The organism is Pseudomonas sp. B6(2017), from assembly GCF_002112765.1.
GTDB classification, from domain to species: Bacteria; Pseudomonadota; Gammaproteobacteria; order Pseudomonadales; family Pseudomonadaceae; genus Aquipseudomonas; species Aquipseudomonas piscis.
In genome coordinates this window covers 70,086-84,181 of sequence record NZ_NEIQ01000002.1, presented here as the reverse complement: position 1 = coordinate 84,181, position 14,096 = coordinate 70,086, and the positions used below count along the sequence as shown (strand labels likewise).

The 14,096-nt window shown below is 64.3% G+C and carries 14 protein-coding genes and 1 pseudogene; 9 read left to right on the top strand and 6 right to left on the bottom strand.

Features of this window, described 5'->3' with window-relative positions:
* Nucleotides 1-11: 11 nt before the first annotated feature.
* The 8 genes and pseudogenes from phrB to CAG11_RS03595 all read left to right on the top strand — a co-directional run.
* Nucleotides 12-1,457, top strand: a complete 1,446-nt coding sequence (gene phrB / locus CAG11_RS03630) for a deoxyribodipyrimidine photo-lyase (protein ID WP_085594764.1) — start codon at nt 12-14, stop codon at nt 1,455-1,457.
* Complete coding sequence (locus tag CAG11_RS03625) at nt 1,450-1,875, top strand: nuclear transport factor 2 family protein (protein WP_085594762.1); 426 nt, start codon at nt 1,450-1,452, stop codon at nt 1,873-1,875. The genes phrB and CAG11_RS03625 overlap by 8 nt, the downstream gene beginning before the upstream one ends.
* Nucleotides 1,872-2,642, top strand: coding sequence for an SDR family oxidoreductase (locus CAG11_RS03620; protein ID WP_085594760.1), 771 nt, complete (start codon nt 1,872-1,874; stop codon nt 2,640-2,642). Before CAG11_RS03625 ends, CAG11_RS03620 begins: the two co-directional genes overlap by 4 nt.
* On the top strand, nt 2,639-3,886 hold the full coding sequence (locus CAG11_RS03615; RefSeq protein ID WP_085594758.1) for an NAD(P)/FAD-dependent oxidoreductase: 1,248 nt from the start codon (nt 2,639-2,641) through the stop codon (nt 3,884-3,886). The genes CAG11_RS03620 and CAG11_RS03615 overlap by 4 nt, the downstream gene beginning before the upstream one ends.
* Nucleotides 3,883-4,698: a DUF1365 domain-containing protein gene (locus tag CAG11_RS03610; RefSeq protein ID WP_085594756.1), complete on the top strand. Its 816-nt coding sequence runs from the start codon at nt 3,883-3,885 to the stop codon at nt 4,696-4,698. Before CAG11_RS03615 ends, CAG11_RS03610 begins: the two co-directional genes overlap by 4 nt.
* Entirely contained in the window at nt 4,685-5,956 is a 1,272-nt protein-coding gene (locus CAG11_RS03605) for a cyclopropane-fatty-acyl-phospholipid synthase family protein (protein WP_085594754.1), read from the top strand. The genes CAG11_RS03610 and CAG11_RS03605 overlap by 14 nt, the downstream gene beginning before the upstream one ends.
* Nucleotides 5,949-6,464, top strand: coding sequence for a DUF2878 domain-containing protein (locus tag CAG11_RS03600; RefSeq protein ID WP_085594752.1), 516 nt, complete (start codon nt 5,949-5,951; stop codon nt 6,462-6,464). Before CAG11_RS03605 ends, CAG11_RS03600 begins: the two co-directional genes overlap by 8 nt.
* 54 nt (nt 6,465-6,518) lie before the next feature.
* Nucleotides 6,519-6,821, top strand: a pseudogene (locus CAG11_RS03595) (YkgJ family cysteine cluster protein); the annotation flags it as partial.
* Nucleotides 6,822-6,830: 9 nt separating this feature from the next.
* On the opposite strand, the gene CAG11_RS03590 reads toward CAG11_RS03595, so the two are convergent.
* The 6 genes from CAG11_RS03590 to hemA form a co-directional block, all read right to left on the bottom strand.
* Nucleotides 6,831-7,349 carry an acyloxyacyl hydrolase gene (locus CAG11_RS03590; RefSeq protein ID WP_085594750.1) on the bottom strand — a complete coding sequence of 173 codons (519 nt, stop codon included), beginning with the start codon at nt 7,347-7,349 and terminating at the stop codon, nt 6,831-6,833.
* 116 nt (nt 7,350-7,465) lie between these two features.
* Nucleotides 7,466-8,257: a glutamate racemase gene (murI, locus tag CAG11_RS03585; protein ID WP_085594747.1), complete on the bottom strand. Its 792-nt coding sequence runs from the start codon at nt 8,255-8,257 to the stop codon at nt 7,466-7,468.
* Nucleotides 8,250-9,005, bottom strand: coding sequence for a molybdopterin-synthase adenylyltransferase MoeB (locus CAG11_RS03580; RefSeq protein ID WP_085594745.1), 756 nt, complete (start codon nt 9,003-9,005; stop codon nt 8,250-8,252). Before CAG11_RS03580 ends, murI begins: the two co-directional genes overlap by 8 nt.
* On the bottom strand, nt 8,999-9,829 hold the full coding sequence (prmC, locus tag CAG11_RS03575) for a peptide chain release factor N(5)-glutamine methyltransferase (RefSeq protein ID WP_085594743.1): 831 nt from the start codon (nt 9,827-9,829) through the stop codon (nt 8,999-9,001). Before prmC ends, CAG11_RS03580 begins: the two co-directional genes overlap by 7 nt.
* Nucleotides 9,830-10,912, bottom strand: a complete 1,083-nt coding sequence (prfA, locus tag CAG11_RS03570; RefSeq protein WP_022640893.1) for a peptide chain release factor 1 — start codon at nt 10,910-10,912, stop codon at nt 9,830-9,832.
* Nucleotides 10,909-12,186 (bottom strand): glutamyl-tRNA reductase, encoded by a 1,278-nt coding sequence (hemA, locus tag CAG11_RS03565; RefSeq protein ID WP_031320508.1) that lies wholly within the window; start codon nt 12,184-12,186, stop codon nt 10,909-10,911. Before hemA ends, prfA begins: the two co-directional genes overlap by 4 nt.
* Before the next feature lie 183 nt (nt 12,187-12,369).
* On the opposite strand from hemA, the gene CAG11_RS03560 reads away from it, so the two are divergent.
* Complete coding sequence (locus CAG11_RS03560) at nt 12,370-14,094, top strand: tetratricopeptide repeat protein (RefSeq protein WP_085594741.1); 1,725 nt, start codon at nt 12,370-12,372, stop codon at nt 14,092-14,094.
* The last annotated feature ends 2 nt before the right edge of the window (nt 14,095-14,096 follow it).

Here is a 14,096-nt window from a genome sequence, read left to right as displayed (position 1 = left end):
CGGAAACCGACATGCAATTGATCTGGCTGCGCAGCGATCTGCGCCTACACGACAACACCGCCCTGAGCGCCGCCGCCCAGCGAGGCCCGACCGTGGCGGTGTACCTTTTGAGCCCGGAGCAGTGGCAGGCCCATGATGATGCGCCCTGCAAGATCGATTTCTGGCTGCGCAACCTGCAATCGCTGAGTACCGCCCTGGGCCAGCTGAACATCCCGCTGCTGGTTCGCAGCGCCGCCACCTGGGACCAGGCGCCCCAGGTCCTGCTGGAGCTGTGCCGGCAACTGCAGATAGGCACGCTGCACTTCAACCAGGAATACGGCATCCACGAAAGCCGTCGCGATGCAGCAGTGGCCCGGGTTCTGGAGAAGGCCGGTATCAGCGTCCAAGGCCACTTCGATCAACTGCTGTTCAAGCCCGGCAGCGTGCTGACCAAGAGCGGCGGCTACTTCCAGGTCTTCAGCCAGTTCCGCAAGGTCTGCTACAGCCGCCTGCACACCGCGCTGCCCGTGCTGGTGAGCGCGCCCGGGGCGCAGATGCCGCTGTCGATCAGTGCCGATCCGCTGCCAGGCCAGATCGAGGGCTTCCCCACCCCGAAGCCCGCCTTGCGCGAACTGTGGCCCGCCGGCGAAGACGAAGCGCAAGCGCGCCTGGAGCGGTTCGCCGATGAGCAGATCCACTACTACCAGGGTGAACGCGACTTTCCGGCCAAGCCCGGCACCAGCCAGCTGTCGCCCTACCTCGCCGCCGGCGTGATCTCGCCCCGCCAATGCCTGCACGCCGCCTTGCGCAGCAACCGGGGCGAGTTCGAAAGCGGCAACCCCGGGGCCGTCACCTGGATCAACGAGCTGCTGTGGCGCGACTTCTACAAGCACATCCTGGCGGGCTACCCACGGGTATCCCGGCACCGCGCCTTCCGACCGGAAACCGAAGCCGTGAAATGGCGCGACGCTCCCGAGGAACTGGCGGCCTGGCAAGAAGCCCGCACCGGCCTGCCGATCATCGATGCCGCCATGCGCCAGTTGCTGGAGACCGGCTGGATGCACAACCGCCTGCGCATGGTGGTGGCGATGTTCCTGACCAAGAACCTGTTGATCGATTGGCGCGAAGGCGAGCGGTTCTTCATGCGTCACCTGATCGACGGCGACCTGGCGGCCAACAATGGTGGCTGGCAGTGGAGCGCCTCCACCGGCACCGATGCGGCGCCCTACTTCCGCATCTTCAATCCGGTGAGCCAATCGCAGAAATTCGACAGCGAGGGGCGCTTCATCAAGCACTGGCTGCCACAACTGGCCGGGCTGAACAAAAAAGATATCCACAACCCGGCGACCCTGGGCGGGCTGTTCGGCGTCGCCGACTACCCGGCGCCGATGGTGGATCTGTCACGGTCCCGGGAACGGGCCCTGGCGGCGTTCAAGGCACTGCCCTCGCGGCTGGATGCGGGAGCCGGCGATGAGTGACTTCCTCGACCACTTCGCCCGGGAATTCGCCACCCTGGGCGCCCATAACCTCGATCGCCTGGGCCAGCTCTACAGCGATGACATCCAGTTCACCGACCCTCTGCACGAGGTTCATGGACTGGCCAGTTTGCGCGACTACTTCGCCCAGCTGTACGCCAACGTCCGCGAACTGCGCTTCGACTTCCACGGCAGCGACCAGTGCGCCGAAGGCCAGGGCTACCTGCGCTGGACCATGAGCTATCGCCACCCGCGCCTCAACGGCGGCGACCTGATCCAGGTGGCCGGCTGTTCGCACCTGCAATGGCGCGACGCTTTGGTCTATCGCCACCGCGACTATTTCGACGCGGGTGCCCTGCTCTACGAACACCTGCCACTGATCGGGGCAGTGATCGCCTGGTTGAAAAGGAGGCTCGGATGAACGCGGCCATGCCCAGGCGGATCTGGCTCACCGGCGCCAGCAGCGGCATCGGCGCAGCACTGGCCGAAGAGCTGCTCGAGGCTGGTGCCCAGGTGGCGCTCAGTGCCCGCTCGCGCGAGCCGCTGGAGGCCCTGGCCCAGCGGTACCCGGGCCGGGTGCTGGTGGTGCCGGGCGACCTTGGCGACGCCTTGCAGGTGCGCGAGATCGGCAAGCGCATCGCCCAGGCCTGGGGCGCTCTGGACAGCGTGATCCTCAATGCCGGGACCTGCGAGTACATCGAGGTGCAGCAATTCGACTCAGCGCTGATCGAACGGGTACTGAGTACCAACCTGCTGGCCGCCGGCTACTGCATCGAAGCCGCATTGCCATTGTTGCGCGCCGGCAATCGCCCGCACCTGGTGGGTGTGGCCAGCTCAGTGACCTACCTGGCGCTGCCCCGGGCCGGTGCCTACGGCGCCTCCAAGGCAGCGCTGCGCTATCTGCTGCAATCGCTGCGCATCGACCTGGCTGCCGAAGGCATCGATGTGACCCTGGTCAGCCCGGGCTTTGTCGACACGCCGCTGACCGCACGCAACGACTTCGCCATGCCCATGCGCTGGAGCGCCCGGAAGGCCGCTCGGCACATCCACCAGCGCCTGCCCCGCCGGGATCTGGAAATCGCGTTCCCCACCCCGTTCATCTTCGGCCTCAAGCTGCTTTCCTGGCTGCCCGGCCGCCTGCAACTGGCCATCGCCAAGCGCCTGGCCCGCACGGGGAATGCCCCATGAAAATCGCCATCATCGGTAGCGGCATCGCCGGCCTGACCTGCGCCTACCTCCTGAACCGTCGCCATGACATCCAGGTCTACGAAGCCGGCAGCTGGATCGGCGGGCACACCCATACCGTGCAGGTCAGCCTCAATGGCGAAACCCAGGCCGTGGACACCGGCTTCATCGTCTTCAACGACTGGACCTATCCCCATTTCATCCGCCTGCTGGGACAGATCGGCGTCAAGTTCAAAGCTACCCAGATGAGCTTCTCGGTGTGCGATCCGGCCACGGGCCTGGAGTACAACGGCAACAACCTCAACAGCCTGTTCGCCCAGCGACGCAATCTGCTGTCGCCGGGCTTCTGGGGCATGCTGCGAGACATCCTGCGCTTCAACCAACACTCGCAGCTCGACCTGCAAAACCAGCGGATCACGGCCTCGACCACCCTCGGTGACTACCTGAAGAGCCAGGGCTACGGCGAGCGCTTCATCCAGCACTACATTGTGCCCATGGGCTCGGCGATCTGGTCGATGTCACGGGGGCAGATGCTCGGTTTCCCCCTGCAGTTCTTTGTCCGCTTCTTCAAGAACCACGGCTTGCTGTCGGTGAACAACCGCCCCCAGTGGTACGTGATCGAAGGCGGCTCAAGCCGCTACATCGAACCACTGACGGCACCGTTTCGCGAGCGCATCCGCCTGGATTGCCCGGTGCAGCGGGTCGAGCGCGACGAACTCGGCGCGGTCATCCACAGCGCCGCCGGCAGCGAGCGCTTCGACAAGGTGGTGTTCGCCTGCCACAGCGACCAGGCCCTGCGGCTGCTGGCCAGCCCTAGCCACGCCGAACAGGAGATTCTGCAAGCCCTGCCCTACGCCGACAACGATGTGGTGCTGCACACAGATACCCGACTGCTACCGCGCCGTCGCCTGGCCTGGGCCAGCTGGAACTACCGCCTCGATGCCAGCGCCGGGAAAGCCGCTGCCGTGACCTACGACATGAACATTCTCCAGGGCCTGCAAAGCAGCACCACCTTCTGCGTCAGCCTCAACCAGAGTGCGGCCATCGATCCGTCGAAGGTCCTCGCCCGCTACACCTACGCCCATCCGCAATACAGCCTGGGGGCGGTGGCCGCGCAAGCGCGCTGGAGCGAACTGCAAGGCGCCCGGCACAGCTTCTACTGCGGCGCCTACTGGGCTAACGGTTTCCATGAGGACGGCGTGGTCAGTGCCCTGCGGGTGGCCCAGGCCTTCGGAGAACAATTGTGAACAGCGCCCTGTACAGCGGCTGGATCAGCCACCGGCGCTTCGCCCCTAAGTGCCACGCCTTCCGCTACCGGATCGGCTTGCTGTACCTGGACCTGGAGGAACAGGACGCGGTGCTGGGCCTCTCGCCCCTGGCTGGCCGGAGCCGCTTCGCGCCCTTCGCCTTTCGTCAAGGCGACTACCTGCCGGCCTTCACCGGCCAGGGCATGGACCTGATCGACGCCGTACGCCAGCAGGTGGCCGAGGCCATCGGCCATGCTCCGGCTGGCGCGGTGCGCCTGCTGACCCAGGTGCGCAGCTGGGGCCTGGCCTTCAACCCGGTGAGCTTCTTCTACTGCTACGAGGCCGATGGGCAACTGGCGGCGATTCTCTGCGAGGTCACCAACACCCCCTGGCGCGAGCGCTATCACTATGTGCTGCCGGCCAGCCCGCACAACGCACAGTCCCCGGAGTACCAGCATTTCGCCGTGGCCAAGGCCTTTCACGTGTCGCCATTCCTGCCCCGGGATCTGGAGTACCGCATGAGTTTCAGTCCTCCGGCCGAGCGTCTCGGCGTGCACATGGCCGACTGGCAGGGTGAGCTCAAGTTGTTCGACGCCACCCTCAACCTGCAACGCCAGGCCCTGGATCGCCGCAGCCTGCACCAGTATCTGCGGCGCTTTCCGTGGATGACCGCCAAGACTTGCCTGGCGATCTACTGGCAGGCCTTGCTCCTGGCTGCCAAGGGCCTGCGCTTTTTTCCCCATCAGGCCGCCGTTGGCGCCTTTCGCACAGCCGCCGTACCATCCAAGGATCGCCGCCATGAAATCCTCTAGCGTCTCGGCCAAAACCACTCTGATCAGCACTCACGGCCTCACTGCCAACCTGTTGCGCCGCGGCGTGCTGCGGCAACTGGCGCAACTCCGGCACGGCCAACTGGTGATCCACGAAGACGGCGAACGACAGGTATTCGGCAGCAGCGGCGCCGCCCTGCTGGGGGAAATCCACGTCCATGACAGCAGCGTCTGGGGCTTGGTGGCCAGCAGCGGCTCCATCGGCGCCGGCGAAGCCTTCATCCATGGGTACTGGAGCACCCCGGATCTCACAGCGGTCATCCGCGTGTTCGTCAGCAACCTGGAAGTGCTGGACGCCATGGAAGGCGGCCTGGCCAGGTTCGGCCGGCCGCTGGTTCGCGGCCTGCACTGGCTCAACCGCAACACCCGCAAGGGCGCGCAGAAAAACATCGCTGCCCACTACGACCTGGGCAATGAACTGTTCGAGCAGTTCCTGGACCCCACCATGATGTATTCCGCCGCGCAGTTTCGCAGCGCCGAGGACAGCCTGGAGCAGGCCCAGTTGAACAAGCTGCAGCGCATCTGCCAGAAGCTCGCGCTCACCCCCCAAGACCACCTGCTGGAAATCGGCACCGGCTGGGGCAGCATGGCCCTGTATGCCGCGCAGCACTATGGCTGCCGGGTCACCACCACCACCCTGTCCAGGGAACAGTTCGCCTACACCCGGCAGCGGATCGACGCCGCCGGCTTGCAGGACCGGGTGACCCTGCTGCTGGAGGATTACCGCGACCTGCGTGGCCAGTACGACAAGCTGGTGTCGATCGAGATGATCGAAGCCGTGGGCCACCGCTTCCTGCCCACTTACTTCAAGCAATGCGCGGGCTTGCTCAAGAGCAACGGCCTGATGCTGCTGCAAGCCATCACCATTCGCGACCAACGCTACGAGCGGGCGAAGAACAGCGTGGACTTCATCCAGCGCTACATCTTCCCCGGCGGTGCCCTGCCCTGCGTGCAGAAAATGCTCGAGGTGGTCAGTCGCGACACCGACATGAACCTGCTGCACATGGAAGACTTCGGCCTGCACTACGCCCGAACCTTGCGCCTGTGGCACGAGAACTTCCGCCGCGCCCACGGCCGCCTGGGCGAGCTGGGCTACGACCCCTATTTCCTGCGGCTCTGGGAGTTCTACCTGTGCTACTGCGAAGGCGGTTTTCTGGAACGCACCATCGGCACCGCGCAACTGCTGCTGGCCAAACCCGCCGCGGCGCCACAACCACTGCTGGGGCGCCTCGATGCCTAGGCAACTGCTCAATGCCCTGCTGTTCCAGTTGGGTTGGTTCACCTGCGTGCTCAGTGGCGACAGCCTGTGGCTATTGCTTGGAGTCGTGATCGTACTGGCGCACTTTCGCTGGGTCGGCCGCTGGAACGACGAAGGTCCGATGATGCTCGGCATTGCCCTGATCGGCATCACCCTGGACAGCTTCCTGAATTGGCTCGGGGTGTTTCAGTTCCAGCAAGTCAGTCTATTGATTCCCTTCTGGCTGATGCTGCTCTGGGTCCTTCTGGCCAGCACCTTGCGCCACGGCCTGGCCTGGAGTGCACGCCCCTGGTGGCGGGCCTGCCTGCTGGGAGCGCTGGCAGGCCCGCTGTCCTACTACGCCGGGGGCCGACTGGCCGGCGTGAGCTTTCCATACGGAACAGGGCCAACCCTGGTCGGGCTGGGAGTGCTCTGGGCCCTGCTGTTGCCGCTGCTGCACGTGTTGGCGCAAGCGGCCCTGGAGGCTCCGCCACTGGCCGCTGAAGGCTGAGCGTCTGTCTGGGCTTTCACACAGTCCGGCCCCGTGGCCTTACACTACACGCCTATGACCACCATTCCCGTTACCTCCATCGCCGAACCCGCCATCAGTTGCTCCACCTGCGCCGCCTGCTGCTGCCAGCTGGAAGTGATGCTGATCACCGATACCGGGGTGCCCGAACGCTTCATCGATATCGACGACTGGGGTGGGGAGGTGATGCGGCGCCTGGATGATGGCTGGTGCGCGGCGCTGGATCGCGACAGCATGCGTTGCTCTATCTATGAGCTGCGCCCCTTGATCTGCCGCGAATTCGAATTGGGCGAGGCGGATTGCCTGAACGAACGCCGGGGCATCGCCACGGCGTATCGCTGGGACGGCTCAGAGCGGCATCGTGTAGTGCAGGGCGTAGCTTTCTACCCCATCGTTGGGGCTGCTGATACCGGCGTTGGAGTAGTGCGTGGCACGGATGCCGATCTCATGCCCGCCGTTGAAGCGCAGGCCGAAGCCGATGCGGTCTTCGAACTGGAAGGATGAACCCAGCTTGTTGTCTTCCACCTGGGTGTGGGCGAACGCCGCGACGCCGATCCCGGCCTCTACGTAGGGCTTGACGCTGTTTCCTGCGAACTCGTAGACGAATACTGGGGAGAACGACAGGCTGTGGTTGCTCGACTTCTTGTCACCGTCCCAGTAGGTGTAGGCACCGCTCCAATAACCGGTCAGGCGACCGACATCGCTTTGCAACCAGCTCTTGTCCCAATCGAATTGCATACCAAGCCGGTAGGCTTGCGTCGAGTCCCCGGTCTGCCCCACGGAAAACTCCATCCCGGCGGCATGCGCGGAGAGACTTGGCCCCAACAACGCGGCCGCAAGCGCGGCCAGACATAACAGTCGCTTCATCAGGAACATCCTTTTATTGAACTATTTTGAACGTTTTTGTACCGCCTGGTAGATAGGCTATAGAAGTCTGCGCCTAATCAGAAGTTCAGCGCCGACAGCGGAATTTAACGTTTTTTTCACAAATCGAAAGACTGCACACTACCGGATTCTTGCCACAGGATGGGCAGTACCTTGGCAAAATGCGGCACATCGCCGCTGGTCCAGAAGCGGGTTTCCCGCACGGGGCCATGGGCGCGCAGGTCGCCCTCGTCGAGCAGGCGCTGCAGTTGGCGGGCAACCGCCGCACCGGTGTCCACCAGGCTGATGTGCTCTGGCAGCATCCGTGACAGCACGGGTTTGAGAAACGGATAGTGGGTGCAACCCAGGATGATGGTGTCGCAGCCCGCCGCCAGCAGCGGTTCGACATACCCCTGCAGCAATTGGCACAAGGCCGCGCTATGCAGGTCGCCGTTCTCGATCATCTCCACCAGGCCCGGACAAGGCTGGGTGACGACCTTCACATCGCCGGCAAAACGGTCGAGCAAGGCGGCGAACTTGGCGCTCTGCAGGGTACCGGTCGTAGCCAGGACCCCGACCACGCCGCTGCGGGTAGCCGCCGCGGCAGGCTTGACCGCCGGCTCCATGCCGACGATGGGCCAATCCGGGAAGTCGCGCCGCAGGTCGGCCACGCCGGCCACGGTGGCGGTATTGCAGGCCAATACCAGGGCCTTGGCCCCTTGCTCGCGAAAGAAGCGGGCCATCAGGCCGCAGCGCTGGCGGATGAATTCAGGAGTCTTTTCGCCGTAGGGAATGTAGCCGCAGTCGCCGAGATACAGCAGCGACTCATTGGGCAGCAACTGCTGGATCTCCGCCAGGACCGACAAACCGCCGACCCCGGAATCGAAGACCGCCACCGGCGCTTCACTCATGCCGGCCTCCACAGACCTTGCAGCCTGGGTCGCGCTTGACCCGCAGCTCGCGAAAACGCGTACCCAGGGCATCGATCAGCAACAATCTGCCCACCAGCGGCTCGCCGAAACCGGCCAGCAGCTTCAAGGCTTCCAGCGCCTGCAGACTGCCGACGGTTCCCACCAGCGGCCCCAGGACCCCGGCTTCGCTGCAGGTCAGTTCAGCCTCGCTGCCGTGCCCGTACAGGCAGTGATAGCAAGGACTGTGCGTGAGGCGCGGATCGAATACCGACAACTGTCCTTCCAGGCGAATCGCCGCACCACTGACCAGGGGCCTGCCGACGGCGACACAGGCGGCGTTCACCGCTTCGCGGGTGGAAAAATTGTCACTGCAATCCAGCACCAGGTCCACGCCTGCCACGGCGGCGACCAGGGAGTCCTCGTCCAGCGCCACCGGATGGGGTACCAGGCGGATCTGCGGGTTGAGGGCAGACAGCCGGCCAATGGCCGAGTCCACCTTGCTCGAACCGACGCTATTGCTGTCATGAATGATCTGGCGCTGCAGGTTGGTCAGGTCGACGCTGTCGAAGTCGGCCAGGTGCAGCTCGCCGACCCCGGCCGCTGCCAGGTAGAGCGCCGCAGGAGCGCCAAGGCCGCCGAGGCCGACAATCAGCACGCGGCTCTGCTTGAGGCGCAATTGACCGTCGATGTCGACCTGCTGCAACAGGATCTGCCGGCTATAGCGCAACAGCTCCTCGTCGGTCAGCACGGCAAGCACCCCAGGCTGATGCGCTCATGGCCACCGAGATCGACCCGGCTATGGACTTCGATGAAACCCTGTGCGGCTAGCAACTCGCGTACCGCCGGGGCCTGGTCGTAGCCGTGCTCCAGGATCAACCAGCCACCGGCTTCCAGGTGCAGCGGAGCCTGGGCCACGATCAGGCGCAGGTCATCGAGACCATCCTTGCCGGCCACCAGGGCGCTTTCCGGTTCGAAACGCACGTCGCCGGCCGCCAGGTGCGGATCGGCTTCGGCAATGTAGGGCGGGTTGCTGACGATCAAGCCGAAGCGCTGGCCCTGGATCGAATCGAACCAGTGGCTGCTGAGCACCGTGACATTGGCCAGTTGCAGGCGCTGGCGGTTGCGTTCGGCCAGGGCCACGGCTTCCAGCACGCGGTCCAGCGCTGTGACCTGCCAGGCCGGGCGTTCGCTGGCCAGGGCCAGGGCAATGGCGCCACTGCCGGTGCCCAGGTCCAGAACCCGGGCCGGGCCGGCAGGCAACAGTTGCAAGGCGGTCTCCACCAGCAGTTCGGTGTCGGGGCGCGGGATCAGGGTATGGGGAGCCACTTCCAGGTCGAGCTTCCAGAACCCCTGCTGGCCGAGGATGTAGGCCACCGGCTCGCCGGAGCGACGCCGTTGCAGGTATTCACTGAACACCAGGACCGCTTCGCTGGGCACGATGCGCTCCGGCCAGGTATGCAGAAAGCTGCGGGGCTTGCCCAGGGCCGCGGCCAGGAGCAGCTCGGCGTCCAGGCGCGGGGTTGGCGAATCGGGTAGTTGGGCGGCGCGCAACAGGCTGGCGATGATGGTCATTCAATCACCCAATGCGGCAAGTTGGTCGGCCTGGTACTCGGCCAGCAGCGGCTCGATCACCGCTTCCACGCCACCGGCGATGATTTCGTCCAGGGAATACAAGGTCAGGTTGACCCGGTGGTCAGTGACACGCCCCTGGGGAAAGTTGTAGGTGCGGATACGTTCGGAGCGGTCGCCCGAACCCACCAGCAGCTTGCGCTCGCTGGCGATGGCGCTGGCCGCCGCACTGGCCTGCTGGTCATTGAGCTTGGCCGACAACCAGGACAGGGCCCGCGCACGGTTCTTGTGCTGGGAACGTTCTTCCTGGCACTCCACCACGATGCCGGTGGGCAAGTGGGTGATGCGGATGGCCGAGTCGGTCTTGTTCACGTGCTGGCCGCCGGCGCCGGAAGAACGATAGGTATCGATGCGCAAGTCCGCCGGGTTGATCTCGATGGCTTCCTGTTCATCCGGTTCGGGCAGTACCGCCACGGTGCAGGCCGAGGTATGGATGCGCCCCTGGGATTCGGTGGCCGGCACTCGCTGTACGCGGTGCGCCCCGGACTCGAACTTCAGCTTGCCGTAGACGTTCTCGCCCTCGACCCGGGCGATGATTTCCTTGTAGCCGCCATGCTCGCCCTCGTTCTCGGAGAGAATCTCCAGGCGCCAGCCACGCCGTTCGGCATAACGCGAATACATGCGAAACAGATCGCCGGAGAAGATCGCCGCCTCGTCACCACCGGTACCGGCACGGATTTCCAGGAACACGTTGCGTCCATCGTTGGGATCCTTGGGCAACAGCATGCGCTGCAGGTTGCTTTCCAGCTCGACCAGTTGTTCCTTGGCTTCGCGGACTTCTTCCACGGCCATCTCCCGCAGGTCCGGATCGCTGTCCTTGAGCAGCGCCTGGGCGCCCTCCAGGTCGGCCTGGACCTTGAGCACCTGTTTGTAGGAGGCGACGATCGGCTCGACTTCCGCGTACTCCTTGGAATAGGCACGGAACTTGGCCTGGTCGGAAATGACCTCGGCATCGCCAAGCAAGGCGGTCAGTTCCTCGAAACGGTCCTGGAGAATGTCCAGCTTACTGAGCAGTGACGCTTTCATTGCGGGGTTTTATCCGAAGAGCCCTCACCGAGGGCAAAGAGTTCTTGGGCCATGGCCAGCGCATCGAGGCGGCCTTCGGCGGAAAGCTTTTTCAACTGCACGCTCGGTGCGTGCAGCAGTTTGTTGGTCAGGCCACGGGCCAGCTGGGCCAGCACGTCTTCGGCGCTGCTACCGTTGGTCAGCATGCGCAGGGCCTTCTGCAGCTCCTCGTCACGCAGGCGCTCGCTCTGTTGACGATAGGCCTTGAGCACATCCACTGCCGCCAACTCGCGCAAGCGCACCATGAAATCCTCGGCGCCGATGTTCACCAGTTCCTCGGCAGCCTGTGCCGCGCCCTGGCGACTCTTGAGGTTTTCTGCGACCACTTCGTGAAGATCGTCGACGGTATAGAGGTAAACGTCGTCCAACTCGCCGACTTCCGGCTCGATATCCCGGGGAACGGCGATATCCACCATGAAGATCGGCTTGTGCTTGCGCAGTTTCAGGGCACTCTCCACCGCACCCTTGCCCAGGATCGGCAGCTGGCTCGCAGTGGAACTGATGACGATATCGCTGTGCACCAGCTCCTGGGGGATGTCCGAGAGCAGCACCGCATGGGCGCCGAACTGTTCCGCCAGCTGGCTGGCGCGCTCCAGGGTGCGGTTGGCCACCACGATGCGCTTGACGCCCAGTTCGTGCAGGTGCCGGGCGACCAGGGTGATGGTCTCGCCCGCGCCGATCAACAGCGCCTGGCTGCGCTGCAGGTCGCTGAAGATCTGCTTGGCCAGGCTCACCGCGGCAAAAGCCACGGATACGGGGTTTTCACCGATGGCGGTATCGGTGCGGACCTGCTTGGCGGCATTGAAGGTCGCCTGGAACAGCCGCCCCAGCAAGGGGCCGACGGTGCCGGCCTCCCGGGCCACGGCATAGGCGGACTTCATCTGCCCGAGGATCTGCGGCTCGCCCAGCACCAGCGAGTCCAGGCCGGAGGCCACGCGCATCATGTGACGAACTGCCGCATCGTCTTCATGTACATAGGCACTGGCGCGCAGGTCGTCCAGGCTCAGATGGTGGTATTCGGCCAGCCAGCGCAGCACCACATCGGCCGAAAGATGATCCTGTTCTACATAGAGCTCACTGCGGTTGCAGGTGGAGAGGATCGCAGCTTCGCGGCTGTCGGTGAGTCGGCAGAGCTGCTGCAAGGCCTCAACCAACTGCTCAGGGGTAAAGGCCACGCGCTCGCGGACGTCTACAGAAGCAGTCTTGTGGTTAATACCAAGTGCAAGGAAGGCCATTCAAGGTCGCTGATGATGTCGAGAAGCCGGCAATTGTCCTACTTCGACAGATTCAGAACAACTCCCGCCGACTATTGTCCTAATAGACTGCCTCTGTTCTGGCATCCCGTTGAGTCTCGGTTATGTTTGGCCGAAGGCTTGTGTCATGATGATCCGACCGCAGGTTAGTCGCCCTCTTCCTATATGAATAGATCCTCCGCGTTGCTCCTCGCCCTTGTCTTCCTCAGCGGATGCCAATCCCTGGCCCCTGTTTCATCGGACGCTACGTCGTCGGTGGAAGACAGCACCCCGGCCCCTGAAAAGCCCAAGGTCTACTCCTCGTTCAGCGAAGACACCGTCTTCAGCCTGCTGAGCGCCGAGCTGGCGGGCCAGCGCAATCGCTTCGACATTGCCCTGGACAACTACGTGACCCAGGCCATCAACACCCAGGACCCGGGCATCTCCGAGCGGGCCTTTCGCATCGCCGAGTACCTGGGCGCCGACCAAGCGGCCCTGGATACATCGCTGATCTGGGCGAAAAACGCCCCCGACGACCTCGAGGCGCAGCGTGCGGCCGCCATCCAGCTGGCCCGCGCCGGGCGCTATGACGATTCCATGCTTTATATGGAGAAGGTCCTGCAGGGCAAGGGCGATACCCATTTCGACTTCCTGGCCCTGTCCGCCGCCGATACCGATCAGGAAACCCGTGAGGGCCTGATGAAAGGTTTCGACCGCTTACTGCAAAAGCACCCACACAACAGCCAGCTGATTTTCGGCAAGGCCCTGCTGATGCAGCAGGATGGCGACGCCAAGGAGGCCCTGGCTCTGCTGGAGGAAAATCCGCCGGAGGACGGCGAAGTGGCGCCGCTGCTGTTGCGCGCCCGCCTGCTGCAAAGCCTGAATCGCGGCAAGGAAGCCCTGCCGCTGCTGGAAAAAAGCATCCGCAAGTACCCGGATGACAAGCGCCTGCGCCTGACCTACGCCCGCATGCTGGTGGAGCAGGACCGCATGGAAGATGCCAAGGCACAGTTCTCGAGCCTGGTCCAGCAGTACCCCGAGGACGACGAACTACGCTACTCCCTGGCGCTGGTGTGCCTGGAAGCCAAGGCCTGGGACGAGGCCAAGGGCTACCTCGAGGACCTGATCGCCCGGGAAAGCCATGAAGATTCCGCGCACCTGAACCTGGGCCGGATCGCCGAAGAGCTCAACGACCCGCAAGGGGCGCTGGCCGAGTATGCCCTGGTCGGCCCGGGCAACGACTACCTGCCGGCGCAACTGCGCCAAGCCGACATCCTGATGAACAACGGCCGTACCGATGAAGCGCAAAAACGCTTGGTGGCGGCTCGCGACGCCCAACCCGACTACGCCATCCAGCTGTATCTGATCGAGGTCGAGACCCTGTCGGCGAACAACCAGGGGCCGCGCGCCTGGAGCGTCATCCAGCAGGCGCTGAAGCAGTATCCCGACGACGTGAACCTGCTCTACACCCGCGCCATGCAGGCCGAGAAACGCAATGACCTGGGGCAGCTGGAAAAGGACCTGCGCCTGATCATCCAGCGCGAACCGGACAACGCCATGGCACTGAACGCCCTGGGCTATACCTTGTCCGATCGTACGACTCGTTATACCGAGGCCAAGGCCCTGATCGAACAGGCCCACCAGCTGACGCCGGACGATCCGGCGGTGCTCGACAGCCTGGGCTGGGTGAACTATCGCCTGGGCAACCTGGACGAGGCCGAACGCCTTCTGCGCCAAGCCCTGGAGCGCTTCCCCGACCCGGAAGTCGCCGCGCACCTGGGTGAAGTCCTGTGGCATAACGACAAGCAGCGCGAAGCCCGGCAGATCTGGAGCAAATTCCTCAAGGACCAGCCGGACAACCCCGTGCTGCGCCAGACCATCAAACGCCTGACCGGATCAGAGACTCTTTAAGA

Excerpts from the sequence above, each read along its gene's own strand:
- phrB (WP_085594764.1), top strand. The coding sequence starts at position 12 with ATGCAATTGATCTGGCTGCGCAGCGATCTGCGCCTACACGACAACACC.
- CAG11_RS03625 (WP_085594762.1), top strand. The coding sequence starts at position 1,450 with ATGAGTGACTTCCTCGACCACTTCGCCCGGGAATTCGCCACCCTGGGC.
- CAG11_RS03620 (WP_085594760.1), top strand. The coding sequence starts at position 1,872 with ATGAACGCGGCCATGCCCAGGCGGATCTGGCTCACCGGCGCCAGCAGC.
- CAG11_RS03615 (WP_085594758.1), top strand. The coding sequence starts at position 2,639 with ATGAAAATCGCCATCATCGGTAGCGGCATCGCCGGCCTGACCTGCGCC.
- CAG11_RS03605 (WP_085594754.1), top strand. The coding sequence starts at position 4,685 with ATGAAATCCTCTAGCGTCTCGGCCAAAACCACTCTGATCAGCACTCAC.
- CAG11_RS03600 (WP_085594752.1), top strand. The coding sequence starts at position 5,949 with ATGCCTAGGCAACTGCTCAATGCCCTGCTGTTCCAGTTGGGTTGGTTC.
- CAG11_RS03590 (WP_085594750.1), bottom strand. The coding sequence starts at position 7,349 with ATGAAGCGACTGTTATGTCTGGCCGCGCTTGCGGCCGCGTTGTTGGGG.
- murI (WP_085594747.1), bottom strand. The coding sequence starts at position 8,257 with ATGAGTGAAGCGCCGGTGGCGGTCTTCGATTCCGGGGTCGGCGGTTTG.
- prmC (WP_085594743.1), bottom strand. The coding sequence starts at position 9,829 with ATGACCATCATCGCCAGCCTGTTGCGCGCCGCCCAACTACCCGATTCG.
- prfA (WP_022640893.1), bottom strand. The coding sequence starts at position 10,912 with ATGAAAGCGTCACTGCTCAGTAAGCTGGACATTCTCCAGGACCGTTTC.
- hemA (WP_031320508.1), bottom strand. The coding sequence starts at position 12,186 with ATGGCCTTCCTTGCACTTGGTATTAACCACAAGACTGCTTCTGTAGAC.
- CAG11_RS03560 (WP_085594741.1), top strand. The coding sequence starts at position 12,370 with ATGAATAGATCCTCCGCGTTGCTCCTCGCCCTTGTCTTCCTCAGCGGA.